This is a genomic window from Pseudomonas sp. LBUM1676, from assembly GCF_059695605.1.
This window is the reverse complement of sequence record NZ_CP166777.1, coordinates 1,431,005-1,454,592: the sequence shown is the minus strand read 5'-3', so window position 1 is coordinate 1,454,592 and position 23,588 is coordinate 1,431,005. Positions and strand designations below refer to the sequence as shown.

24 protein-coding genes are annotated in these 23,588 nt (G+C 61.2%); 5 read left to right on the top strand and 19 right to left on the bottom strand.

All coding sequences use genetic code 11. The features are described from left to right. Position 1 precedes the first annotated feature (1 nt). On the bottom strand, positions 2–751 hold the full coding sequence (locus tag ACA041_RS06735) for an electron transfer flavoprotein subunit beta/FixA family protein (RefSeq protein ID WP_150799770.1): 750 nt from the start codon (positions 749–751) through the stop codon (positions 2–4). 546 nt (positions 752–1,297) lie between these two features. Between ACA041_RS06735 and ACA041_RS06730 the strand changes: the two genes are divergently transcribed. Then, a complete protein-coding gene (locus ACA041_RS06730) occupies positions 1,298–2,962 on the top strand; it encodes an electron transfer flavoprotein-ubiquinone oxidoreductase (protein ID WP_497440418.1) in 1,665 nt (554 codons plus the stop codon). 184 nt (positions 2,963–3,146) lie between these two features. Here ACA041_RS06730 and ACA041_RS06725 read toward each other — a convergent pair whose 3' ends face one another. After that, a complete protein-coding gene (locus tag ACA041_RS06725; protein WP_497440417.1) occupies positions 3,147–4,037 on the bottom strand; it encodes an AraC family transcriptional regulator in 891 nt (296 codons plus the stop codon). A 190-nt stretch (positions 4,038–4,227) separates the two neighbouring features. Here ACA041_RS06725 and ACA041_RS06720 point away from each other — a divergent pair, with 190 nt between their 5' ends. Next, positions 4,228–5,280 (top strand): NAD(P)-dependent alcohol dehydrogenase, encoded by a 1,053-nt coding sequence (locus tag ACA041_RS06720; protein WP_497440416.1) that lies wholly within the window; start codon positions 4,228–4,230, stop codon positions 5,278–5,280. On the opposite strand, the gene ACA041_RS06715 is transcribed toward ACA041_RS06720, so the two are convergent. The 6 genes from ACA041_RS06715 to ACA041_RS06690 form a co-directional block, all read right to left on the bottom strand. Then, on the bottom strand, positions 5,277–6,080 hold the full coding sequence (locus ACA041_RS06715; RefSeq protein ID WP_497440415.1) for an IclR family transcriptional regulator: 804 nt from the start codon (positions 6,078–6,080) through the stop codon (positions 5,277–5,279). The genes ACA041_RS06720 and ACA041_RS06715 overlap by 4 nt on opposite strands. 60 nt (positions 6,081–6,140) lie before the next feature. Beyond that, complete coding sequence (locus tag ACA041_RS06710) at positions 6,141–7,451, bottom strand: MFS transporter (protein ID WP_497440414.1); 1,311 nt, start codon at positions 7,449–7,451, stop codon at positions 6,141–6,143. A 198-nt stretch (positions 7,452–7,649) separates the two neighbouring features. Further along, positions 7,650–8,798: a galactonate dehydratase gene (gene dgoD, locus ACA041_RS06705; RefSeq protein WP_090186690.1), complete on the bottom strand. Its 1,149-nt coding sequence runs from the start codon at positions 8,796–8,798 to the stop codon at positions 7,650–7,652. A 61-nt stretch (positions 8,799–8,859) separates the two neighbouring features. Then, positions 8,860–9,480: a 2-dehydro-3-deoxy-6-phosphogalactonate aldolase gene (locus ACA041_RS06700; RefSeq protein WP_497440413.1), complete on the bottom strand. Its 621-nt coding sequence runs from the start codon at positions 9,478–9,480 to the stop codon at positions 8,860–8,862. A 19-nt stretch (positions 9,481–9,499) separates the two neighbouring features. Continuing rightward, positions 9,500–10,492 (bottom strand): 2-dehydro-3-deoxygalactonokinase, encoded by a 993-nt coding sequence (locus ACA041_RS06695; RefSeq protein WP_497440412.1) that lies wholly within the window; start codon positions 10,490–10,492, stop codon positions 9,500–9,502. 216 nt (positions 10,493–10,708) lie between these two features. Further along, a complete protein-coding gene (locus ACA041_RS06690) occupies positions 10,709–11,191 on the bottom strand; it encodes a GNAT family N-acetyltransferase (protein WP_497440411.1) in 483 nt (160 codons plus the stop codon). 197 nt (positions 11,192–11,388) lie between these two features. On the opposite strand from ACA041_RS06690, the gene ACA041_RS06685 reads away from it, so the two are divergent. The 3 genes from ACA041_RS06685 (at position 11,389) to ACA041_RS06675 (ending at position 12,498) form a co-directional block, all read left to right on the top strand. Beyond that, a complete protein-coding gene (locus ACA041_RS06685) occupies positions 11,389–11,736 on the top strand; it encodes a hypothetical protein (RefSeq protein WP_497440410.1) in 348 nt (115 codons plus the stop codon). A gap of 53 nt (positions 11,737–11,789) precedes the next feature. Then, a complete protein-coding gene (locus ACA041_RS06680) occupies positions 11,790–12,044 on the top strand; it encodes a hypothetical protein (protein WP_497440409.1) in 255 nt (84 codons plus the stop codon). Between the two features lie 73 nt (positions 12,045–12,117). Next, positions 12,118–12,498 carry a Rho termination factor N-terminal domain-containing protein gene (locus ACA041_RS06675; RefSeq protein ID WP_497440408.1) on the top strand — a complete coding sequence of 127 codons (381 nt, stop codon included), beginning with the start codon at positions 12,118–12,120 and terminating at the stop codon, positions 12,496–12,498. A gap of 60 nt (positions 12,499–12,558) precedes the next feature. On the opposite strand, the gene ACA041_RS06670 is transcribed toward ACA041_RS06675, so the two are convergent. The 11 genes from ACA041_RS06670 to ACA041_RS06620 all read right to left on the bottom strand — a co-directional run bounded on the left by ACA041_RS06670 (position 12,559) and on the right by ACA041_RS06620 (position 23,586). Further along, a complete protein-coding gene (locus tag ACA041_RS06670) occupies positions 12,559–13,488 on the bottom strand; it encodes a PfkB family carbohydrate kinase (RefSeq protein WP_497440407.1) in 930 nt (309 codons plus the stop codon). Further along, positions 13,481–14,947 (bottom strand): purine-cytosine permease family protein, encoded by a 1,467-nt coding sequence (locus tag ACA041_RS06665; protein ID WP_497440406.1) that lies wholly within the window; start codon positions 14,945–14,947, stop codon positions 13,481–13,483. Before ACA041_RS06665 ends, ACA041_RS06670 begins: the two co-directional genes overlap by 8 nt. Positions 14,948–15,170: 223 nt before the next feature. Beyond that, positions 15,171–16,169 (bottom strand): ADP-ribosylglycohydrolase family protein, encoded by a 999-nt coding sequence (locus tag ACA041_RS06660; RefSeq protein WP_497440405.1) that lies wholly within the window; start codon positions 16,167–16,169, stop codon positions 15,171–15,173. Next, positions 16,166–16,879, bottom strand: a complete 714-nt coding sequence (locus tag ACA041_RS06655) for a GntR family transcriptional regulator (RefSeq protein WP_497440404.1) — start codon at positions 16,877–16,879, stop codon at positions 16,166–16,168. The genes ACA041_RS06660 and ACA041_RS06655 overlap by 4 nt, the downstream gene beginning before the upstream one ends. 227 nt (positions 16,880–17,106) lie before the next feature. Beyond that, positions 17,107–18,075 carry an L-arabinose ABC transporter permease AraH gene (gene araH / locus ACA041_RS06650; RefSeq protein WP_497440403.1) on the bottom strand — a complete coding sequence of 323 codons (969 nt, stop codon included), beginning with the start codon at positions 18,073–18,075 and terminating at the stop codon, positions 17,107–17,109. A 9-nt stretch (positions 18,076–18,084) separates the two neighbouring features. Further along, positions 18,085–19,629: an L-arabinose ABC transporter ATP-binding protein AraG gene (gene araG / locus ACA041_RS06645; RefSeq protein ID WP_497440402.1), complete on the bottom strand. Its 1,545-nt coding sequence runs from the start codon at positions 19,627–19,629 to the stop codon at positions 18,085–18,087. A gap of 64 nt (positions 19,630–19,693) precedes the next feature. Then, positions 19,694–20,698 carry a substrate-binding domain-containing protein gene (locus ACA041_RS06640; RefSeq protein WP_497440401.1) on the bottom strand — a complete coding sequence of 335 codons (1,005 nt, stop codon included), beginning with the start codon at positions 20,696–20,698 and terminating at the stop codon, positions 19,694–19,696. Positions 20,699–20,821: 123 nt separating this feature from the next. Then, a complete protein-coding gene (locus tag ACA041_RS06635; RefSeq protein WP_497442213.1) occupies positions 20,822–20,986 on the bottom strand; it encodes a hypothetical protein in 165 nt (54 codons plus the stop codon). A 113-nt stretch (positions 20,987–21,099) separates the two neighbouring features. Beyond that, positions 21,100–21,975, bottom strand: coding sequence for an SMP-30/gluconolactonase/LRE family protein (locus ACA041_RS06630; protein WP_497440400.1), 876 nt, complete (start codon positions 21,973–21,975; stop codon positions 21,100–21,102). 125 nt (positions 21,976–22,100) lie between these two features. Then, positions 22,101–22,817, bottom strand: a complete 717-nt coding sequence (locus ACA041_RS06625; protein WP_497440399.1) for a FadR/GntR family transcriptional regulator — start codon at positions 22,815–22,817, stop codon at positions 22,101–22,103. Positions 22,818–23,025: 208 nt separating this feature from the next. Further along, complete coding sequence (locus tag ACA041_RS06620; RefSeq protein ID WP_497440398.1) at positions 23,026–23,586, bottom strand: DUF1285 domain-containing protein; 561 nt, start codon at positions 23,584–23,586, stop codon at positions 23,026–23,028. Between the last annotated feature and the right edge of the window lie 2 nt (positions 23,587–23,588).

Below are 23,588 nucleotides of genomic sequence, written 5' to 3'. Positions count from 1 at the left end.
ATTAGATTACCTTCGCTTCGTTTTTCAGTTTCTCAACCAGTTCAGCCACCGACTTGACCTTGATACCCGCGCTGCGTGCAGCTGGCGCTTCGACTTTCACGGTCTTGTTGGTGGAGGCGGTGGAAACGCCCAAAGCGTCCGGAGTCAGCACTTCGAGAGGCTTCTTCTTGGCTTTCATGATGTTTGGCAGGGACGCATAACGCGGCTCGTTCAAACGCAGGTCGGTGGTGACGATGGCTGGCAGTTTCAGGGAAACCGTCTGCGCGCCGCCGTCGACTTCGCGAGTCACGGCAACCGTGTCACCGCTGATTTCTACCTTGGAGGCGAACGTGCCCTGACCGTAGCCGCTCAATGCTGCGAGCATCTGGCCAGTCTGGTTGTTGTCGCTGTCGATGGCTTGTTTGCCAAGGATCACCAGCTGTGGCTGTTCCTTGTCGACAACAGCCTTGAGCAGCTTGGCAACGGCCAGCGACGTCAGGTCTTCAGCGGATTCGACGAGAATGGCGCGGTCGGCACCCAGAGCCAGCGCGGTGCGCAGTTGCTCTTGAGCGGTGGTCGGGCCGATGGAGACGACGACGATTTCAGTCGCAACACCTTTTTCTTTCAGGCGTACGGCTTCTTCCACTGCGATTTCGCAGAACGGGTTCATCGACATCTTGACGTTGGCGAGGTCGACGCCGGAATTGTCCGCCTTGACGCGAACCTTGACGTTGTAATCCACAACGCGTTTGACAGCTACAAGAACCTTCATGGATTCCTCGTTACTCTCCGGTGAAAAGAAGTCGCCTAGGCGAACCTGGCGGTTTGATGCTCATCGGCGCAAGGGCACCTCTAAAAACGCTGGCAGGTGTATCGGGTGAACCTTGCTCTCGAGGCCTGATGACCGTTGGTCAGTGGTGACCGACGAGTCATTCATTACCGCGGCGTGTAAACTGCGCCCCTGGGGTCGCAACGCTTCACCTTGTACGGCCATCGCCCTGTCTTTAGAGGTGCTCTTGAAACCAACAGTCAGCCTACGGCGAGCGCAAAACCGCCCGTATCTTGACCGGAACACCTATTCCGGTCAATACGGCAAAATGGCCAGTCATAAGCCGCGTGACTTTGATTTCTGTGGCTTTGCGCCAATTCAAACAAACGTTTGTATTGGACGCTAGGAGTGGTGTAGATATAATGCGCCACCTTAAGAGAAAGGTGGGTTATCGATTGTCCTTTTCCTGCATCGGGCAGGAATTCATGGATGCGACACCAAACCTCCAATTAGAAAAAAAACTGTTGAGCCTTGAGTAGGAGATAACCTGTGGAACGCGAATACATGGAATTCGACGTGGTCATCGTCGGTGCCGGCCCCGCGGGTCTTTCCGCCGCCTGCCGCTTGAAGCAGAAGGCCGCCGAAGCCGGTAAGGACATCAGCGTCTGCGTGGTCGAAAAAGGCTCCGAAGTCGGCGCACACATTCTCTCCGGCGCGATCTTCGAACCCCGCGCCCTGAACGAATTGTTCCCGGACTGGAAAGAACTCGGCGCGCCGCTGAACACGCCAGTGACCCGCGATGACATTTTCGTGCTCAAGAACGCCGACAGCGGGCAGAAAATCCCTGACTTCTTTGTGCCCAAGACCATGCACAACGAAGGCAACTACATCATCTCCCTGGGCAACCTGTGCCGCTGGCTGGCCCAGCAGGCCGAAAACCTCGGTGTGGAGATCTACCCGGGCTTCGCCGCCCAGGAAGCGCTGTTCGACGAGAACGGTGTGGTGCGCGGGATCATCACCGGCGACCTGGGCGTAGACCGCGAAGGTCACCCCAAGGAAGGCCTGTACACCCCGGGCATGGAACTGCGCGGCAAGTACACGCTGTTCGCCGAAGGTTGCCGCGGTCACATCGGCAAGCAACTGATCAAGCGCTTCAACCTCGACAGCGAAGCCGATGCCCAGCACTACGGCATCGGCCTCAAGGAAATTTGGGAAGTCGACCCGGCCAAGCATCAGCCAGGCCTGGTCGTCCACACCGCCGGTTGGCCGATGGACATCATGGGCACCGAGAACACCGGCGGCTCGTTCCTCTATCACCTGGAAAACAACCAGGTGGTCGTGGGTCTGATCGTCGACCTGTCCTACAGCAACACCTTCCTGTCGCCATTCGACGAGTTCCAGCGCCTCAAGCATCACCCGGTGCTCAAGCAGTACCTGGAAGGCGGCAAGCGCATCAGCTACGGCGCGCGTGCCATCTGCAAGGGCGGCCTGAACTCGCTGCCGAAAATGGTGTTCAAGGGCGGCGCGTTGATCGGTTGCGACCTCGGCACCCTGAACTTCGCCAAGATCAAAGGCAGCCACACCGCGATGAAGTCCGGCATGCTCGCCGCTGAATCCGTGGCCGAGGCGCTGTTCGCTGAAAAGGACGGCACCGAAGAGCTGACCACCTACGTCGACGCCTTCAAGAAGAGCTGGCTCTACGACGAACTGTTCGCCAGCCGCAACTTCGGCCCGGCGATCCACAAGTTCGGCGCGATCGTCGGCGGTGGTTTCAACTGGCTGGACCAGAACATCTTCGGCGGCAAACTGCCGTTCACCCTGCATGACAACAAGCCGGACTACGCGTGCCTGAAGCTCGCGGCCGACTGCAAGAAGATCGACTACCCGAAGCCGGACGGCAAGATCAGCTTCGACAAACTCAGCTCGGTGTTCATCTCCGGTACCAACCATGAAGAAGAACAGCCGTGCCACCTGAAGCTGACCGATCCAAGCATCCCGATCGCCAAGAACCTGCCGCTGTACGATGAGCCTGCCCAGCGTTACTGCCCGGCCGGCGTGTACGAAGTGGTGACCAGGGAAGACGGCGAGAAGCGCTTCCAGATCAACGCCCAGAACTGCGTTCACTGCAAGACCTGCGACATCAAGGACCCTGCACAGAACATCACCTGGGTGGCGCCGGAAGGGTCAGGCGGCCCGACTTACCCGAACATGTAAGTCGAATGCCTGAACATCAAGGCTCCCGGAATGGGGGCCTTTTTGTTGCCCGCCATTCAAGCCACACCACACCCCCCCTGTGGGAGCGAGCCTGCTCGCGATAGCGGTGGGTCAGTCAACATTTATGCTGGATGATGAATCGCAATCGCGAGCAGGCTCGCTCCCACTGGGGATCAATAGTGGATCATGCCGCGCGTTCATCACCGGGATTGCGCTCGAAGTAGCGCTTGTACTCGCGACTGAACTGCGACGTACTTTGATACCCGACTCGATGCGCCACCTGCGCCACGCCCAATCCCTCGCCCAGCAATAACTGCTGGGCCCTGAGCAAACGCAAACGCTTCAAATACTGCACCGGCGACAACAAGGTGCTGCGTTTGAAATGCTCGTGAAACGTCGACGCACTCATGTTTGCGCAACTGGCCAGGGTCTCTACGTTCAGCGGCTCGGTGTAATGCGCATGTAGATGACTAAGGGACGCCGCGATCCGGGCGAACTGCCCCTGTTGCTCGACCAGCGCCCGCAGCACATCGGCTTGCGGACCGCGTAACGCGACGAACAACAACTCGCGCAATCGCGCCGGCCCCATGATCTGGCATTCCAGCGGATCGTGCAGGCAACGCAACAGCCTTTCCACACAACCGCGCATCGCATCGTCGAGCACCGCCGAGGTCATGGACTCCGGGGTCTGCGCCGGGATAGAGCGCCCGGGTGCCAGCCCCATGGCCAACACCAGTTCACCGAGCAACACCCGGTCGATCGCGATGGAAACGCCCAGCATCGGGCCATCCGGCGCCGAAAACGTCTCGCACTCGAACGGCACCGGCAAGGCCTGAATCAGATAATGCCCGGCGCCATATTCCAAGGTGCGCGGGCCCAGATACGCCAGTTTGCTGCCCTGGGCGATGATGACAAGACTCGGCTCGTAAATCTGCGGGCCGCGAGCCACATCACAACTGGCCCGCAAAACCTGCACACCCGGCAACGCCGTGGGAGCGAAACCATCGCGATTAGTCAAAGGCTGAATCAGCGCAACCAGCGTGGCATTGGCGTCGAGATGACGGGTCAACGACATGGGGAGCTCTTCACAAAAAGTCACGGAAAAAGGGATGAAAGCATCATCGCAGGTCTGCTGGCCAATGCGACCCGCTGCAAGCACATGTCGGAGGATTAGGCATGACACCCGGAGGAATCGCCATGGCTGAGGTCGGGTCCGGCGCCCAGAATGCGCCACCTCACCTGTCACAGCTTTCGCGAGGTTCATCATGTACACCGCTATCGGATACGCCGCCCAGTCGGCCACCACTCCCCTCGCCCCCGTGAAATTCGAGCGCCGCAGCCCACGGGCCGACGATGTCGCGATCGACATTCTCTACTGCGGCGTCTGCCATTCCGACATCCACCAGGCACGCAACGAGTGGGGCATTGCCGTTTACCCGCTGATGCCCGGCCACGAGATCGTAGGCAAAGTTACCGCCATCGGTACGAACGTCACCAGGCACAAAGTTGGCGACCTGGTCGGAGTCGGCTGCATGGTCGACTCCTGCCGCAGCTGCGAAGCCTGTCAGTCGAATCTCGAGCAATACTGCCTGGAAGGTCCGACCATGACCTACGCCACCCCGGACCGGATCGATGGCAGCAACACCATGGGCGGCTATTCCGACAGCATCGTGGTCAGCGAGCACTTCGTCGTGCGCATCCCGGAAAACCTCGACCCAGCCAGCGCCGCGCCGATCCTCTGCGCCGGCATCACCACCTACTCGCCACTCAAGCACTACGGGGTGAAGGCTGGCGACAAGGTCGGCATCCTCGGCATGGGTGGCCTCGGCCACATGGGCATCAAGTTCGCCAAGGCCATGGGCGCCGAAGTGACGCTGTTCACCCGTTCGGCGAGCAAGGCCGAAGAAGCTCGTCGCCAGGGTGCGGACCACGTGATCGTGTCCACCGATGCCGAGCAGATGAAGGCTGCAGCCGGACGTTTCGACTTCCTGCTGGACACCATTCCGGTGCAGCACGACCTCAACCCCTACCTCGATACGCTGCGTTTTGACGGCGTGCACATTCTGGTGGGCTTGATTGAACCGGTCGATCCACCGGTGCACGCCGGCAAGCTGGTGATGAGCCGTCGCATATTGGCCGGATCGCTGATCGGCGGCATCGCCGAAACCCAGGAAGTGCTGGATTTCTGCGCCGAGCACAGCATCACCTGCGACATCGAAATGCTCGATATCCGCCAGATCAACGAGGCTTACACCCGCATGATCGCCGGTGACGTGAAGTACCGCTTCGTGATCGACATGGCGACGCTGAAGGTCTAGACCTTAGCGCCGAGTTCTGCCGACAGCCGGGCTGTGACCCCTTTGATCAGGGGGATCAGCTCGGCCATTTTTTCCAGCGGCATATACGGCACGGTGCTGGCGATGCTGATGCCGGCGACGATGCGCTTGCTGGCATCGCGGATCGGTGCCGCCACACAGCGGATCGACGGCTCGTTGTCTTCAAGATCGAAGGCGTAACCACCCGCCACATACTCGAGCATGCGCTGCTGAAACTGCTCCCAGGATTGCTCCGGGTGCTGCGGCCAGAACTGATTTTTCCCACCCGCCGGCAAGCTGACCTGGTACAAACGCTGCCATTCTTGCTGCGTGTCATCGAGCATCAGCGCCTTGCCGATCCCGGTCCGCGCCAACGGCATGCGATGGCCGACCCGCGAACGCATTTCCGGGCCATTGCGCCCGGGATTCTTGTGCAGGTAGAGCACTTCATCGCCTTCACGAATCGCCAGGTGAATGGTGTCGCCGGTCAATGCCGACAGCTCATCCAGAAACGGCCCGGCCAGGGTTACCAACGGCAGTTCTTCCCGCGCCTGGAAACCCAGCTCGATCAGCTTGGGCCCCAACAGGTAACCGATTTGCGGCACCACCCGCAGGTAACGCTCGTCCACCAGGCAACTGGCCAGACGATGGGTAGTGCTGCGCGTGGTGCCGATCAGCCGGGCGATTTCCTTGAGATCACGGGCACCACTGGCCACGGCCTGAACCACACCCAAACCGCGAAGCAGTGTCTGGGTGCCGGTCGGCGCGGCGTCCTTGGCGATTTTCGGGGCGTCTTCCTGCATATCCAGCCTTTACCGTTGAGCGAGTGAACGGTCGGCATTATGGTCGTCCGACCGCTGCAACTACAACTTGATACGCTCGACCTTGCCGACCAGCAGGATGTAGGAAAGCGCGCCAATCAATGCCAGCACCGAGATATAGGTGATCGCCGGAGCAAACGAATCACCGGTGGCAAGGAAGCCGATGACGATTGGCGTAGTAATGGCCGACAGGTTGCCGATGAAGTTGAACACGCCCCCGGTCAGTCCCAGCAACCGTGCAGGGGCCAGGGTCGACACCAGCGACCAGGTGATCGAGGCCAGCCCGTTACCGAAGAACGCCAGGGCGAGGAAGGCAATCACCAGCGGTGTCGACTCGACGAAGTTGGCGCCGATGATCGAGGTGGAAATCAGCAGGCCGCCAATGATCGGCAACTTGCGGGCGAAACCCACGGTGTAGCCGCGACGGATCAACCAGTCAGAGAAGAACCCCGAGCACAGCACGCCGACGAAGGCCGCGAGAAACGGCAGCGACGCCAACAGGCCGGATTTGATGAAGTCCATGCCGCGATATTTCACCAGGTAGGTCGGGAACCACGTCAGAAAAAACCACAGTGTCGAGTTCAGGCAGAACTGGCCGAGGTAGATGCCCCAGAGCTTGCGTTTGCTGAGGACGATGCCGAGGTCGATCCAGCTGAATTTCGCCTTGGCCCTGGCGGTTTCGGCCTGGATATCCACCAGCCCGCCGCCCTCTCGGATCAGCTCGATTTCAGCGTCGTTGGCGCCTTTGAAATCCCGCGGCTCGCGATACACCGCGTACCAGATAACCGCCCAAATGATGCCCACCGCACCGGTGCTGACAAACACCATGTGCCAGCCGTATTGGTGCTGCAGCCACGCCAGTACCGGGGTCAGGAACGCCAGGCCGACGAACTGTCCGGAGGTGTAGAAACCGATGGCCGTGGCCCGCTCGCGCTCGGGGAACCAGGTGGTGACCACGCGGCTGTTGATGGGATACGCCGGCGCTTCCAGGGCACCGACTGCCATGCGCAAGACGAACAGCGCGATGAAGCTGGCAGCAAAGCCGAGCATCACCGTGGCAATCGACCACAGCAGCAGCGCGACGCTGTAGAGAATCCGCGGCGGGACTCGATCGACGAGCCAGCCGCCGGGGATCTGCATGGCGGCGTAGGTCCAGCCGAATGCAGAAAAGATCAGCCCGACATGGATCGGATCGATGCCCAGCTCACTGGTCAGCGCCGGGGCGGCAATCGACAGGTTGCTGCGGTCCAGGTAGTTGATCACCACGGTGATGAACAGCAGGACCATGATGAAAAAACGCTTGCGACTGGGCGTCACCAACGACGTCTGCCCGGTGAGGGTTTGCGGTTGCATGGGGATTGCCTCTTTTTATGTTTATTGAGGTCGATGTGGAGTCGGGGGTTGCCGCAAATCGCCCTGTCCATGGAGATCAAACTGTGGGAGCCAGCCTGCTGGCGATAGCGGTGTGTCAGTCACCCTAAATGCTGGGTGTACCGACCAAATCGCCAGCAGGCTGGCTCCCACAGGGATTTGCGGTGGGTCAGGGAGAACTCACCACTCGGCAAAACTGCCATCGGCATGGCGCCAGATCGGGTTGCGCCAGCGATGGCCGACCGCCGCGCGTTCGATCACGTATTCCTCGTTGATCTCGATCCCCAGGCCCGGGCCATTCGGGATTTTCACGAAGCCTTTGTCGTAGTCGAACACCCGTGGATCCTTGACGTAATCCAACAGGTCGTTGCTCTCGTTGTAGTGGATGCCCAGGCTCTGCTCCTGGATGAACGCGTTGTAGCAAACCGCGTCCAGCTGCAGGCACGCCGCCAGGGCAATCGGGCCCAGCGGGCAATGCAGCGCCAGCGCCACGTCGTAGGCCTCGGCCATGTTGGCGATCTTGCGGGTTTCGGTGATGCCGCCGGCGTGGGAAGCATCGGGCTGGATGATGTCGACGTAGCCTTCGCTGAGTACGCGCTTGAAATCCCAGCGCGAGAACAGCCGCTCACCGAGGGCGATCGGGGTGCTGGTCAGCGGCGCCAGCTCCTTCAGCGCCTCGTAGTTTTCGCTGAGCACCGGCTCTTCGATGAACATCAGTTTGTACGGGTCGAGTTCCTTCATCAGCACCTTGGCCATGGGCTTGTGCACCCGGCCATGGAAGTCCACGCCAATGCCGACGTTCGGACCGACCGCATCGCGCACGGCGGCAACGTTGGCCAGGGCCAGGTCGACTTTCTCGAAGGAATCGAGGAACTGCAGCTCTTCGGTGCCGTTCATTTTCACCGCGGTGAAACCCCGTTCGACGGCTTCTTTTGCAGCGCGAGCGGTGTCCGCCGGCCGATCACCGCCGATCCAGGAGTAGACGCGGATCTTGTCCCGTACCTGACCGCCCAGCAAATCGCTGACCGACACGCCCAGGGCCTTGCCCTTGATGTCCCACAACGCCTGGTCAATACCGGCCAGCGCGCTCATGTGGATCGCGCCGCCCCGGTAGAAACCGCCACGGTAGAGCACGGTCCAGATGTCTTCGATGTTGCGTGGGTCTTTGCCGATCAGGTAGTCGGACAATTCTTCGACGGCAGCAGCGACCGTGTGGGCGCGACCTTCGACCACGGGCTCGCCCCAACCGGTGACGCCCTCGTCGGTTTCGATCTTGAGGAAGCACCAGCGCGGCGGAACGATGAAGGTGGTGAGTTTGGTGATTTTCATCTCTGCTCTCTTTTTATCAATACAGCTCTTATAGATGTAGCGCTCGTAGCGCCAAACAGTCCTAGCGAAGGGCTTTCCAGGCAGCCACGTAGGCCTTGGCGTTCACCGCCACTTCCTCAGGAGTCATGCCCGGCTTGAACAACCCGGAACCGAGGCCGAAGCCTTTAACCCCGGCGTCGATAAACACCTGCATGTTGTCCGGCGTGATTCCACCGACCGGCGCCAGGAGGGTTCCGGCAGGCAACACCGCCAGCCAGGCTTTGACGACGGCTGGGCCCATCTGCTCGGCCGGGAACATCTTCAGCACGTCAGCCCCTTCGGCCAGCGCGGCGAAGGCTTCGGTCGGCGTCGCCACACCCGGCGACAGGTACAACCCCGCCGCCTTCGCCGCGCGCAATACCTTGGGATCGCTGTGCGGCATGACGATCACTTGCCCGCCCGCCGCTTTCACTTGCCCGACCTGTTCCGGCGTCAGCACCGTGCCGGCGCCGATCAGGCAATCGGCCGGCAAGGTACCGCGCAGGATGCGGATACTTTCGTACGGCTCGGGGGAATTGAGCGGCACTTCGATGACGCGAAATCCGGCGGCGTAAAGAACTCCACCTATGGCTGCCGCTTCTTGCGGACGCAGGCCGCGCAGGATCGCGATCAGACCGTTTTGCGCCAGTGCTTGCTTGAGCATGTCAGACCTCCAGTCGGGTTTAACGGGATGGGGTGGCTGTTATCAGCCCGGCGGCGACCGCCAACTGCCACAGGCCACGCTCGGTTGCTTGCTCGGCCAACGTCACGCGAGCGAAACCGCAGGCGTCGAGTGCGCGGCTGTAGCGGGTACACAGTTGGGTGTTGCCGATGAGGATGATCGAGGGCAGATGCACAGTGTTGCGGCGCCGGCGCTGTACGTTGGCCAGGGCAGACAGCTCATGGCCGATCAGCAGGCCGGACAGGTAATCCGGTTGCGCGGTGGCGCTCAGCTCGCCGGTCAATCCCAGGCTGCGGGCGCTGAACAGGGTCGACAGCGGACCGATCTCGCCGTCCGCCGACAGGGCCACTTGCACACCGCGATCGAAGGCTGCGCCATCGAAAGCCGCACCGCGTTGCTGGGTGCGTCCCAGAATGCTGTGTTCGCTGAGCACGGCAAAGATTTCGCCGGTCATGAAGGTATCGAAATGCAGGATGCAGCCGTCGGCGACTTCCACCCACTTCGAATGACTGCCCGGCAGGCCGATCAACAGATCAGCGCGCGCCTCGCTCGACAGGTTTTGCAAGACGCCAAGGACCTGGGTTTCTTCGCCGCGCATCACGTTCGGCAAGCGCGAACGCTGAATCACGCCCGGCACGATGTGTACATCGACTCCGCGAAGACTGCGAAGGGTGTGCAGTGAAGTTCCCAGATTGGCGACGTTGGCCGGGGTATCACGGTAGGCCGCTTCGCTCCAGCCCTGGGCGCTGCCGACCATGCCGCAGGCAATCACCGGCAATTCGGGCTGCGCGTCGAGCCAGTCACCGCAGGCCTCATCGAAGGCCAGTTCAAAACCATCGGTGCATTCCCGGCTGGCGACGATTCGTGGCGCCTTGGGCAGCTGCATGATGCCCGACGACAGCGAGCGCTGTTCGAGCACTTGGCCACCTTGGCCCAGTTTGTAAGCGCGTAATGAGGTTGTCCCCCAATCGAGCGCGATCAATTGCGCCAGCATCGATTCACCTGTTTTGGTTATTGGCAGTGAGTGAGCTGGACTATAAACCTAGCCGCGATTAAATCTCAATATATAAATATCAATCCCATATATTGGGAGAAGAACAAAAAAATCGCAGCCCCGGCCGCTCTTGCACATTTCGATATTTGCCGCCTTATTGCGGTCAATTACGATCCGTGCAGGAGCTGCCGAAAGCTGCGATCTTTTATACGAGGGTCAGTTACCCTCAGCGAAATCCCGCAACACCGCCCCATCCATCCGATACCGAACCCACTCTTCCTGCGGCTGCGCGCCAAGGGATTTGTAGAATTCGATCGCCTGTTTGTTCCAGTCCAGCACGCTCCACTCGAACCGTCCGCAATCATTGGCGCAGGCGATTTTCGCCAGATGGCGCAACAGGGTCTTGCCCGCGCCACCGCCGCGCTGTTCGGGGGTGATGTAGAGGTCTTCGAGGTACAGGCAGTTGCTGCCAAGCCAGGTGGAATAACTGAAAAAGAACACCGCGAAGCCGATCGGCGAGCCATCGCGCAGGCAGATCAGGCCGTGGGCCGTGGCGCCTTCGTTGAACAGGCTGCGCTCGATGTCGGCGACGCTGGCGATGACTTCGTGGCGGGCACGTTCGTAGTCGGCCAGTTCAGTGATGAACGCGAGGATTTGCGGTGCATCGCTGGGAGTCGCCGGGCGGATCTCGATCGTCATGGACGTGCCTTCGTCAAAGTTGGAAACGCCATACTAAATCCACAAGCGACGCTCGTCACATTAGAAATCTCCAGGGCAAGCAGTCGTGCCTCGCATTGCGGCAAACCTGAACCGTTCGTCGTTCATCAGGCACCAATCGAAATCGGGGACGGACCAATATCAGGTAAGGACTCTAAATCAAATGGAGACGACACCAAATGATCACATCCAGGTTGACCGCCCTCGCCCTTGCCACCCTGCTGTCCTCTGCCGCCTTTGCCGCCTTTGCCGCCAACACTGCCTCAGGCACCGGCCCGACCAACCCGGTCGAAAGCCCCAAAGCCCCCGCCATCCAAAGCGCACCCGGCATCAACACCAACGGCACGGGCGTCGACAGCAGCCTGCCTCCGTCCACGGGTACCGATCCGCGGACCCAGGGTAACGACGCGGGCCGTCAAGGTGGAGTGAACCTGCCAGACACCCGGACACCCGATAACGCCGACACCGGCGTCGGCTCGAAAACCACCACCGGTGGTTCGGGCTCCGAAGGCGGTGCCAGCCAATAGTTCGCCCATGCGACTGACGAGCAATACCTGTCCACATCCATGAAGAGGTAAGCATGAACGTCGATAAAAACCTTGAGAAAGAAGTCCTGACCCGCCTGCTGCACGCCCATCCCAGTGGCTTGGGCAAGGAGGTCCTGGACAATTACCGGGGGGAGAAAGTCGTGGCCAGCGCCCTCGCCACGCTGCAGGAACGCGGGTTGATTCAACATGGTCATGTGACCTGCAACGAGGCGGGTGAGCACGCGCTGAACTTGCCGATCAAACTCAGTGCCGCGGGGGTCGAGGCGGCACGCAAGCTGGAGGTTTGACAAGACGAATCAGGTTGCAGCCGTGCGCGGCTGCAACCGTTTGAAAGACTCTACAAGCAGCAGGAGAAATCCCATGCCTCGTGGAAGCAAAGACAAATACACCGCCGAACAAAAGCGCAAGGCCGAGCACATCGAAGACAGCTACGAGCAAAAAGGCGTCTCCAGGGATGAAGCAGAAGCTCGCGCCTGGGCGACGGTCAACAAGCAGTCAGGTGGCGGTGAACGCAAAGGTGGTTCGGGCCGCAAGAAACCGGCGAGTGCCAAGTCCGAAGATCGCCAGGAGTCTTCCCGACGTGCGGTGGCCAGCCGCGAGGGTCATTCGCGCAACAGCCAGGCTTCGCGCGATACCCAGACCGTGGAGAGTTTGAGGAAAGATGCCGTGGCGAAGAAGATTCCCGGACGCTCGAGCATGCGCAAGCAAGAGTTGATTGAGGCGTTGCGCAAGGCGGGTTAACGCTGAATTATGCGCTGACTTTGAGGGCCCCATCGCGAGCAAGCTCGCGATGGCGGCAGATCAGACGCCGGAGATGTTGCTGATCAACTCATCCACCTCAGCCACCCCGGGCGCTGTCGCCGGCCCCCACCGAGTCACCGCCAATGCCGCCGCCGCATTCGCCCGCCGCGCCGCCTCGAGCGCTGACAACCCCTGCGCCAACCCGGCCACGAACACCCCGGCATGCGCATCGCCGGCGCCATTGCTGTCCACCGCCACGACCTTGAATCCCGGCACATGCCGGTGATCGCCGTGCTGGCTGATCCAGCACCCTTGCGGGCCATCGCGGACCACCGTCAACACCCCGCTCGGCAGATGATCAGCCAACCGGCTCAACGCCTCGCCGATATCCGACGCTCCGGTGAACCGCAGCGCCTCGGCACTGTTGCTGGTCCACAGATCAATGCGCGGCAGCAAGGCCTGCATCATCGGTGCATCTGGCGAGTCCACCAACGGCCCCGGATCGAACACCACCTTGATCCCGCTCGCCAACGCCAGCACCCAATCCACCAACGCTTGAGCCTTGCCGATATGCAGCAGGCTGTAGCCGCTGACGTAGACATAGTCACCCGCCCCGGCCGGCACGCTCGCCAGGTCTTCGGCAGTCAACTCGCCTTCGGCGCCGATGTAGGAGATGAAACTGCGCTCGGCCGACGCGTCCGTCACTGCCACGCACAATCCCGTATCCCGTTCGGCGCTGTGGGCGATGCCGATCCGAATGCCTTGCGCCTTCATCGCCTCCCGGGCCAGGTCGCCGAAACGCCCGGTGCCATGGCGACCAAGATAGACCACCGGCAAGCCGTTGCGCTGGGCGGCCGCCATCACATTGAAGCCGCCACCGGCTTCGAAACTGGCGGATTGCGCCAGCACGTCGCCACCCGGTTGCGGCAGTTTATCCACGGCCATGACCAGGTCGATGATGACCTGGCCGGTGTGCAGCAATCTAGGCATGAGCATTCTCGACCCGCGCGGCGCGACGATCCTTCGCCCCACCGAGTACAAAATAAATCCCGCCAGCCACCAGCAACGTCACGATCCAGCCCAGGCCGTTATGACCCAGCCAGGAGTCGGACAGCACGCCGCGGAACCAGACGTTCTGCTCGGTGGTGCCGATGGTGGTGAAGCTGAAACCCAGCACGATCGCCACCGCCCAGGCGCCGAACGCACGCCACTCGACGCCGCCGCGGTACCAGTAGGCACTGCTCGGGCTGACGTCCAGCAGATCCTTGGGGCTGTAGTAATGCCGATGAATCAGATCGACCACGAAAATTCCGACCCACGCGGTGATCGGCACCGCCAACAGCGAAATGAAGGTAATGAACGGACCGTAGAAACTGTCCGCAATCAGCATGAAGTAAATCGAACCGGCAAAGATCGCAACGATATCGACCACCACTGCGTAGACGCGCTTGACCTTCAGGCCGAGGGTCAAGGTGGTCAAGCCGGCGGAGTACACCGACAGGTTGTTCGACAGCAGCAGCCCGCCGAACGCAGTGATCAGGTATGGCACGGCCATCCAGGTCGGCAGCATGTCGCGGATCGCGACGATCGGATCGGTGGCCGAGGCCAGGTCGTTGTTGCCCACCGACAGCAGCCCGCCGAGGGTGATCAGCAGTACCAGCGGGATCCCCGCACCGAACGCCGCCGATGCCACCAGGCGCACGGCCTTGACGCTGCGGTGTTGATAGCGCGACATATCGGCACCGGCGTTGGCCCAACCGATGCCGGTGCCGGCGGCCATGGTGCCGATGCCGATGATCATGGCGCTGAGCGGCGCCGGCGTGGCGTTGAACACCGCGCTCCAGTCAATGGTGGCGCAGAGGAAACCGCCCACCAGGATGTTCAGCGCACCGAACACGTAGGTCGCCCACTTCTGGATCACCAGCAAGGTCGCATGGCCGAGGCCGGAGACCGACAACGTCAGCAGCACGAAAATCGCGATGAACACCAGGGTCAGCAGCGGCGCGCTTTTGGCTTCCACCGGTGAGCCGAACAGGATCGAGCACAACGACAGCAGCACGAAGGCGGCCGTGGTGGTGTTGACGGTTTCCCAGCCCAGACGCGACATCAGCGAGACCAGGGTCGGGCCGATATTGCCGCGTACGCCGAAGATCGCCCGGGACAGGGTCAGGCTCGGTGCGCGCCCCCGACGGCCGGCGATGGAAATGATGCCGACCACCGCGAACGAACCCGCGGCGCCGAGGATGGCGACGATGATTGCCTGCCAGATGGCCAGGCCGCGAAACGCCACGAGGGTCGCGCCCAGCGGCAGGCCGAGGATGGAAATGTTGGCGGCGAACCAGACCCAGAACAGTTGCAGCGGATGACCGTTGCACTCCGCCTCCGGCACCGGTTCGATGCCCCGGGTTTCCAGTTGCCCGGCGCTTGGCCCGGCGGTCGATGAACTCATGAACAGATACTCCTGTTGCCTTTGTTGTGGTTGTGGGCAATTTCGGAAGACGAAACATTATCCCGGCGGTCCTGGCCGGATTCGTGCGTTCCATTGCGGTGAAAAAATCTGAGTGCGCGGCGCGCCCTTCGCGAGCAGGCTCGCTCCCACAGGGTATGGTGAAAACCTCACGGTACACGCGGTACCTGTGGGAGCGAGCCTGCTCGCGAAGGCGTCAGTACAGTCAACGCAAGGCCAACAGCCCCTGCACCAACGGTTCAAGATCAAGAGCATTCACGGCTTTGACTTTGTCGATCAACCCCACCGGCCAGCTCTCCATCCCCAGACAGCCCCCAAGCATGGCCCCGAGAATTGCCGCGATGGTATCGGTGTCCCCCCCCAGACCCGCCGCCATGCACAGCGCTTCGAAGGCATTCATTTCGCCGACAGCCACTTGCTGGGCCAAGGCAAAGGACACCACCACCGACTCCTGCGAGGCCACCGAGGTGCCGATCACGTCGTACAGCAAATCGGCGAGCATCGCCCTGTCGCTGTCGACACTGATGGTCCGTGCCCAGCTGATACGCGAAGCGATGCGTCCACCGGCGACCCAGTGGCCATGACCTTCCGCTTGCAGGGCTATCTGCTGGCCGAGGTTCAATGCCTGGCCCAGGTCCATCCCGTTGATTCCGGCCGATACCACGGCCGCCACCGCTGCCGCGCTGGAAATGCCCAACGTGGTGTTGTGGGTGACCTGGCAGGCCTGCACCACGGCGTTGATGAAAGATTCAGGATCGGCGACATCCGCCGCGATCCCGACCGGGGTGATGCGCATGGCCGCGCCATTGGTAGTGCCGTAGCGCCCCGCCTCTTCCGGCGAATGACCCGCAAGGATCATCTCGATCGCACGCTTGGTCGACGGGCCCAGCAAATCCTGCGAGCCCTTGGCCTGCATCGCGGCTTCCCATTCAATCAGGCGTTGCGCGAGCATCGACGCTTCGATCCGGCCCTTGCCGTCGATCAACAACTGACCGACCAGAATCGCCTGTTCGGTGTCGTCGGTGATCGAGCCCTTGGGCATGTTCGCCGCGATGGGTTGATCCGGACCAGCGTCTTGCAGGTCGGTGATTTCGCCGAAGCGCGCCTGGATCTCGGCGCGGCTCAGGGATTGCGTCGGCATGCCCAGCGCATCGCCCAGGGCCAGTCCGTAGAACGCACCCAGGGCACGGTTGAGCGCGGTCATTTTGACTCTCCAAACTGCAGGTGCAGACGAAAGTGCACCGGGTCGAGCAGGCTTTCGACCTGCTCCATGAAACGGTTTTTCCGATCGTAGGTGGTGCGCAGGGCCTTGAGAAATACCGTTCCTGGCAGACGGCCCAGCAGTTCGGCGTCTTCGGCACTCAGGGGTTCGGCACCGATCCATTGATCGCCGCGCTCACCGATGTAGCCGTAGGCGGCCAGGGTGATGGTCAGGGAATTATCGATCAAGCCGACCCGCGGCAGGCTTTCCAGGCCTCCGGTGGCGGGCATGAGTGAGCGTTCGAGGGAAACCAGCTTGCCGTCGGTGGAACGGCGTCGTCGGTCGAGGGTGATGAATTGGTCGGTGCCGAAGCGCGGCAGCAGGTCGGGACGGGTCACCGCCTCCAACCGCAGCACTTCGGTATTGATCAGCGCCCCGCTGTCGGCCAGGGCCTGGGCCCAGCCGCTGCGCTGATCGAGCACCACACCGTCGAAGGTGACGATGGAGCCGACCCCGCTTTGCGTCGCGATGTAATTGCGCCGTTTCAATTCGGCTAGGGCCTCGCGCAGCGTGCCCCGGCTGACCTTGAATTCCTGAGCCAACTGATGCTCGCCCGGCAACAGAAAACCGTCCTCCATGAGGCCGCTTTCGATGCGCCGGATGAGTTCGTCGACCACCCGTTGTTTCTTGTCAAATCGTACCTGTCTAATCATGTACAACTTGATAACCGAAACGGGTTGCGGCGGGCAAGGAATATTTCAGGGAGGTGACGGAGGAGACGCGACCGATGGACGATATCGCGGCGGCGGGCACCTGTTTTTGTGCGTGACACAAATCAACTGTGGGAGCGAGCCTGCTCGCGAAGAGGGCGGCACATCCAACAGCAATGTGTCAGGCATGGCGCTTTCGCGAGCAGGCTCGCTCCCACAGGGGATAGGGGTTAGCGTTGTTTCAAGCGGTCGATTACGACGGCCAGCAGCAAGATCGAACCCCGAATCACATACTGGTAAAACGTATCGATGTTCTTCAGGTTCATCGCATTCTCGATGATCGCCAGAATCAGCACCCCGGCAATCACATGCCGGATCATCCCGATCCCGCCACTCAGCGACACCCCGCCCAACACGCAGGCCGAGATCACGGTCAGTTCAAATCCCTGGCCGATCATCGGCTGCCCGGAGGTCATGCGCGAGGCGAGGATCACCCCGGCCAATGCCCCGATCACCCCGTGCACGGCAAAGATGATGATCTTGGTCCGGTCAACGTTGACCCCGGCCAGCAGCGCCGCTTCCTGATTGCCGCCGATCGCCATGGTGTTGCGCCCGTAGGTGGTGTAGTTCAGCAGCCAGCCGAAAAACAGGAAGCAGACGATGGTGATCAGGATCGGCACCGGCACGCCGAACAACTGGCCATTGCCGAAGACGAAGAACGACTCCTGGGACACGCCCACCGCTTTGCCGTTGGCAAAAATGTAGGCCAGGCCGCGAACGATCTGCATGGTCGCAAGCGTGGTGATCAATGCATTGACCCGCAGCTTGGCAATCACGATCCCGTTGATCAGCCCGACTATCAGCCCCATCACCAGCGCCGCGCCGACACCGAGCAACACGCTGTCGGTGTCGCGCATCACCACTGCCGCCACCACCCCGGCGCAGGCAATCACCGAACCCACCGACAAGTCGAAGTGCCCGGACGCCAGGCAATACAACATGGTGCACGCGGCGATCCCGGTGGTGGAAATCGCCAGGCCCAGGCCGCGCATGTTCAGCGGCGACAGGAAGTTGTCGATCAGCAACGTGCACAGCACGAAAATCCCGACGGCCGCGAGAAGCATCACCCAGTCATCGAGAAAACGCCGCAGGTCCAGAGGTTTGCGCTGGGTGGGCAAAGCGTTGTTTTGAATCGTCATAGTCACCTCTCAGTTCGCCACGCCGTCAGCGCGTTGGCGCGGCAAAGCCAGTTGCAGCAGGTTGGATTCATTGGCCTGTGCGCGGGACAGCTCGCCGCGCATCGCGCCCTCGCAGAGCACCAGGATGCGGTCGGAAATGCCCATGACTTCCATCAGGTCGCTGGACACCACGATCACCGCGATGCCGCTGGCCGCCAGGTTATGGATGATCTGGTAGATCTCGGCTTTGGCCCCGATGTCGATGCCACGGGTCGGTTCGTCGAGCAGCAGGACTTTCATCGGCATCGACAGCCAGCGACCCAGAATCGCCTTCTGCTGATTGCCGCCGGACAGGTACATGATTTTCTGCGCAGCGCTGGGCGTCTTCACCTTCAGCGCCTTGATCTGCTTGTCGGCGTTGCCCTTTTCCCACAGGCCGCGCAACAGGCAGCCAAAGGTGGAATGGGCGCCGCGGGCGCTGATGTTGATGTTCTCGGCGACGCTGGAAAGCGGCATGATGCCCTCCTTCTTGCGGTCCTCGGGGCACAGCAGAACCCCGGCGGCAATCGCGTCGCGCGGTGAGCGCAACTTCAGCTCATGGCCCCGCAGTTCCAGGCGTCCGGCGGTATTGCGCGTCAGACCGCTGAGCATCCGGAACAACTCGGTGCGACCGGCGCCCACCAAACCGAACAGCCCGAGAATCTCTCCTTTGTGCACCTCGAAGCTCACCGGCTCACGCAGTCCCGGCCCGAGCAAACCATCGACCTTGAGCGCCACCGCGCCACGCTGACGGGGGCGGTAATCGTAGATGTCCTGGATATCGCGACCGACCATGCAGGTCACCAACTGATCATGCGTCAGCTCACTCATGTCCTCGAAGGTGCGCACGTAACGGCCGTCCTTGAACACCGTCACGGCGTTGCAGATGCGGAACACTTCTTCCATGCGATGGGAAACGTAAAGCACCACTTTGCCCTCGTCCCGCAGGCGCCCGATGATCGCCATCAAGCGATCGATTTCCCGCGCCGAGAGGCTGCTGGTCGGTTCGTCGAAGGCGATCACATGCGCGCCACGGGACAACGCCTTGGCGATTTCCACCAATTGCCGCTGACCCAGGGACAGGCGCCCGACTTTCTCCTGCGGCTCGATCTCATCGGCCAGGCCCTTGAGGCAGGCCAAAGCCTGTTGCCGCAACGCGCCGCGATTGATCAGGCCGAAACTGGCGGGAAGATGACCGAGAAAGAGGTTCTCGGCCACGGTCATTTCCGGGACCAGATGCAACTCTTGGTGGATCACCGCGACGCCGCTGCCGATGCTGTCGGCGGTGGACCTGAAGACCATGGTCTGCTCGCCGATCTGCAGATCACCGCTGCTCGGGATGTAGGCACCGCCGAGGATCTTCAGCAGCGTCGACTTGCCGGCGCCGTTCTCGCCCATCAACGCGTGCACTTGCCCTGGGTGAGCGATAAAGCTGATGCCGTCCAGCGCCTTCACCCCGGGAAAGGTCTTGCCGATCCCGTTGAAGCGCAAGCTGCCGCCGGCACTGTGTCGTTGTGTTTTTGTTTGCGCTTGCATAACCACCTCATCCACAGATCAGACGGCCCCCGTCGCCAGGGCCGCCGATGAAATCAACCGTGCCTCAGTTCCAGAGGCCGATCTTTTCCAGTTCCTGCTTGAAGTTCTCGCGCGTGATCAGCGTCACGTCGTCCATTGCGGTGTACTTGGGTGGTTCTTTGCCGGTGGTGACCCACTCGTACATCATGCTCGCGGTGTTGTAGCCCTCGATATGCGGGCTCGGCAGCATCGAGCCGAAGAAGCCGCTGTTGACCTTCTTCAGTTCGCCGATGGCGTCGGTGCCATTGATGCCGATGCCGATCACGTTGGCCGCGGCAAACCCGGCGCTTTCGGTGGCGCGCACGCCGCCCAGTACGGTGTTGTCGTTCATGCCGCCGATGATCAGGTTTTTCGCTGCGCCCGGCAGCTTCACCAGGGCCGAGTTGGTGGCGTCCATGCTGCCCGGCACGTCGAGGGTTTTCAGTGCCGAGAACAGAATGTGGTCTTTGGGCATCCCGGCGTCTTCCAGGGCTTTGGCCGAGCCATCGGTGCGTTTCTTGCCGGTGTCGAGTTCGTTGTAGGTGTTGATCACCGCGTAGGTGTCTTTCCAGTCCCAGCCGCGTTTTTTCGCTTCGGTGGCCATGGCATTGCCCTGCTTCTGGCCAACTTCGAATGCGGCCATGCCGAGGTACGGCACGTCTTCCATGAACTTGCCGCCGGCATCGACGAAGCGGTCATCGACAGCGATCACTTTCAAGCCATTGAGTTTGGCCTTGGCCATGATGGCAGGTCCCAGGGACACGTCCGGTGGGCAGATCACAAAGCCCTTGGCGCCATTGGCCGCCAGGCTGTCGATGGCCGAGAGGGTTTTCTCGCCATCAGGCACGGCGATCTTGATCACCGTGAAGCCTTTGTCCTTGCCGGCCTTTTCGGCGAATGCCCATTCTGTCTGGAACCAGGGCTCTTCCGCCTGCTTGACCAGAAAACCGATCTTCACTTCTTCGGCCGCCAGCAGCGAACTGCTCAGGCTGACTGCAGTGACTGCCAAAGCGACACGGCACAGGGAACGGATCCCACGACGACGATTCATAAGCTGACTCCTTGTTATTTTTTTTGAGCGTTATTTTTTGAAAGCCGGTCAAGCATGAAGCAAATAGTCATATCGTATGATGATTGGATTTCAGACGTGGTACCGCGCGGAAATCCCGATCTGTCAGTCGTGATACATGACCGAGCGACCACCATCGATGGTGATGCAGGAAGCATTGATCAATGGCGCTTCATCGCTGGCCTGGGTCAAGACTCCTTTTTGCAGGCACGACGAAAACCGGGCATCTGTCGATGTCCGGTTAGCAACCTGGGTGGAAAATCGCTGCATCACTTCACCTGTTTTGTTTTTTTAAGTGTGAGTGCGTGTAACTGATGGCGCCGACTATAAACCCGAGCCCCACATAATCTCAATATATAATTTTACATCCCATATTATGGGATCTAGCCGGAAAATCTCTGACAGGTTTTTCCGGGCACATCCACTCGAATCGACAGCAACGCACCATCCAGCGGGTGCTCCAGCGGGCTGGCGGCGCTGGTGATGTACAGGGTTTTGAGGTCTTCGCCGCCGAACACGCAACTGGTGGGGCGGCTGACCGGCAGTTCCATAACGCGATCGACATGACCGTCCGGGGTCAATCTGAGCAGGCAGCTGCCGTCCCACCGGGCATTCCAGAGGTAACCCTCGGCATCCATCGCCGAGCCATCGGGACCTCCGCGCTCATGGGAGCCGAACCAGGGCCTGGCGGGCTCCAGGCTGCCGTCGGTACGGATGAAATGTTGATAGATCGTGCCATCGAGGCTGTCGGCGAAATACAGGCTGGTGGCGTCATCACTCCACAGCAAGGTGTTGGGAATGCCCAGGCCACGGAGCAATGGCGTGACCCGGGCATCGCGATCGATTCGAAACAGGCCGCCGCGACGATGCTCGATGGGCAAGTCCTCGCCCCCTGCGCCGATGTTGTTTTGCATGGTGCCGAGCCAGAGCCGGCCCTGGGCGTCGCAGCGGGCTTCATTGGCGCGGTTGCCGGGTTGCGGATCGGCGATGCAGAACAAGCTCAGGCGCGGCTCGAGGCCGGGGGAATCGAGATCCAGGCGATAGACCCCGCTGCTCAATGTCACCAGCGCATCGCCGCGTTCGCAGGGGATGAAGGCTGACACGTGCTCCGGCATCTGCCAGATCTGCACGTTGGCGCCGATCAATCGCAGTGCTTGCTTGCCGGCGATATCGACCCAGTACAGCGCTTGGGTCGGCGCGTCCCAGAACGGGCCTTCGCCGAGCTGCGCGCGGTGTTCGGTGATCGCGGTCCATTCCATGAAACCTCCTGCTTTTATTCTTATGTGGGAGCGAGCCTGCTCGCGAAGCGATACACCAGTCGACATTGATACTGAATGTGCCGTCCTATTCGCGAGCAGGCTCGCTCCCACAGGGTTCTTTATCGTCAGCCGGCTTTTTTGTCGGCCACGACCTGGGGGTAGTAGCGCTTGATCGCCAGGTCGGCGTTGTCGATCAGGGTCATGCAGGCCCAGACTCCCCGCGCGCTATCCCGGGCGGCGATGGCGTCGGCCATGTCTTTGTGGATCGGCAGCGTGCGGCGCAGCTCGGCCGGGTCGGCGGCGGAGACCTCGAAGGACACGGCCAGCAGCGCGCCAAGGGCTGGAACCATTTGTTCGATGAACTGATTATGGCTGGCGGCGAGGATGCATTCGTGGAAGAACTGGTCGGCGCGGTTGTAATCAATGCCGCTGTCCACGGCCCTCTCCAGTGCGTTGTAGGCCTGAAGGATGGCTTGAACCTGTTCGACGCTGGCGCGCTCGCAAGCCCAGCGCACGGCCATCGGTTCGATGGTGCGGCGCAGGTCGAGCAGGTCGTCGACGAAGTTCTCCGGCAGCCCGCTGCGCGACAGCCAGCCGACGACTTGCGGATCGAAGAGGTTCCAGCGCCGTACCGGCAAAACCCGCGTACCGACCTTCGGCCCCACTTCAAGCATGCCTTTGGCGACCAGGGTCTTGATGGCTTCGCGGATGACCGTACGGCTGACGCCCAATTGCTCGCCAAGGTCGGCTTCGACCTTGAGGCTCTCGCCGGGCTTCACCTGGCCGGTGGCAATCCAGCAACCCAGCCAATCGACCGTCGACGCATGAAAGCTGCTGGACATGGACACCTCGAGTCAGGGACGGCACAAAGCCGTTCGCGATGGATGTCCACGCTAATCATCACATGATTGGCTGTCAAATTGATTTTTCGAAGGGAGCGCAGATCCAATGTGGGAGCGAGCTTGCTCGCGATGGCGGTATGACCGTCAACATTGATGTTGAATGTAATGCCCTCATCGCGAGCAAGCTCGCTCCCACATTAGTAAGGGGTTACGGCTCGAGGCCTATGGGGAAGAACTCGCCGCCACTCCACACACCCAACCAGCGCTGCCCGTCGATCTCGCGGGTCACCGCCAGCTCCACCAGTTGGTAAAACACATTCCTGTGAATCAAGGCTTCAAGGTTGGTTCGCACATGCACATACGGTGCAGGCTCCTGCGTCAGCGGATCGATCACCACGCGCATCGGGTGTTCGGCACCGGCTTCGGCGTTCTCCTCGACATTGGTGGTGAAACGCAAGACCTGCGCTTCACCCTCGCCTTCCACATCCACCGCAATCGCGACGAAAGGTGCATCGTCAACCTTGATCCCGACCTTCTCCACCGGTGTGATGAGGAAGTAATCATCGCCGTCGCGGCGAATGATGGTGGAGAACAACTTGACCATCGGCTTGCGCCCGATCGGCGTGCCCAGGTAATACCAGGTGCCGTCGCGGGCGATACGCATGTCGATGTCGCCGCAGAAGTCGGGATTCCACAGGTGGACCGGCGGCAAGCCTTTGGTCTTGGGGATTTGCCCCAACAGGTCGTTGGCTTTTTGCGGGCCACTCATGG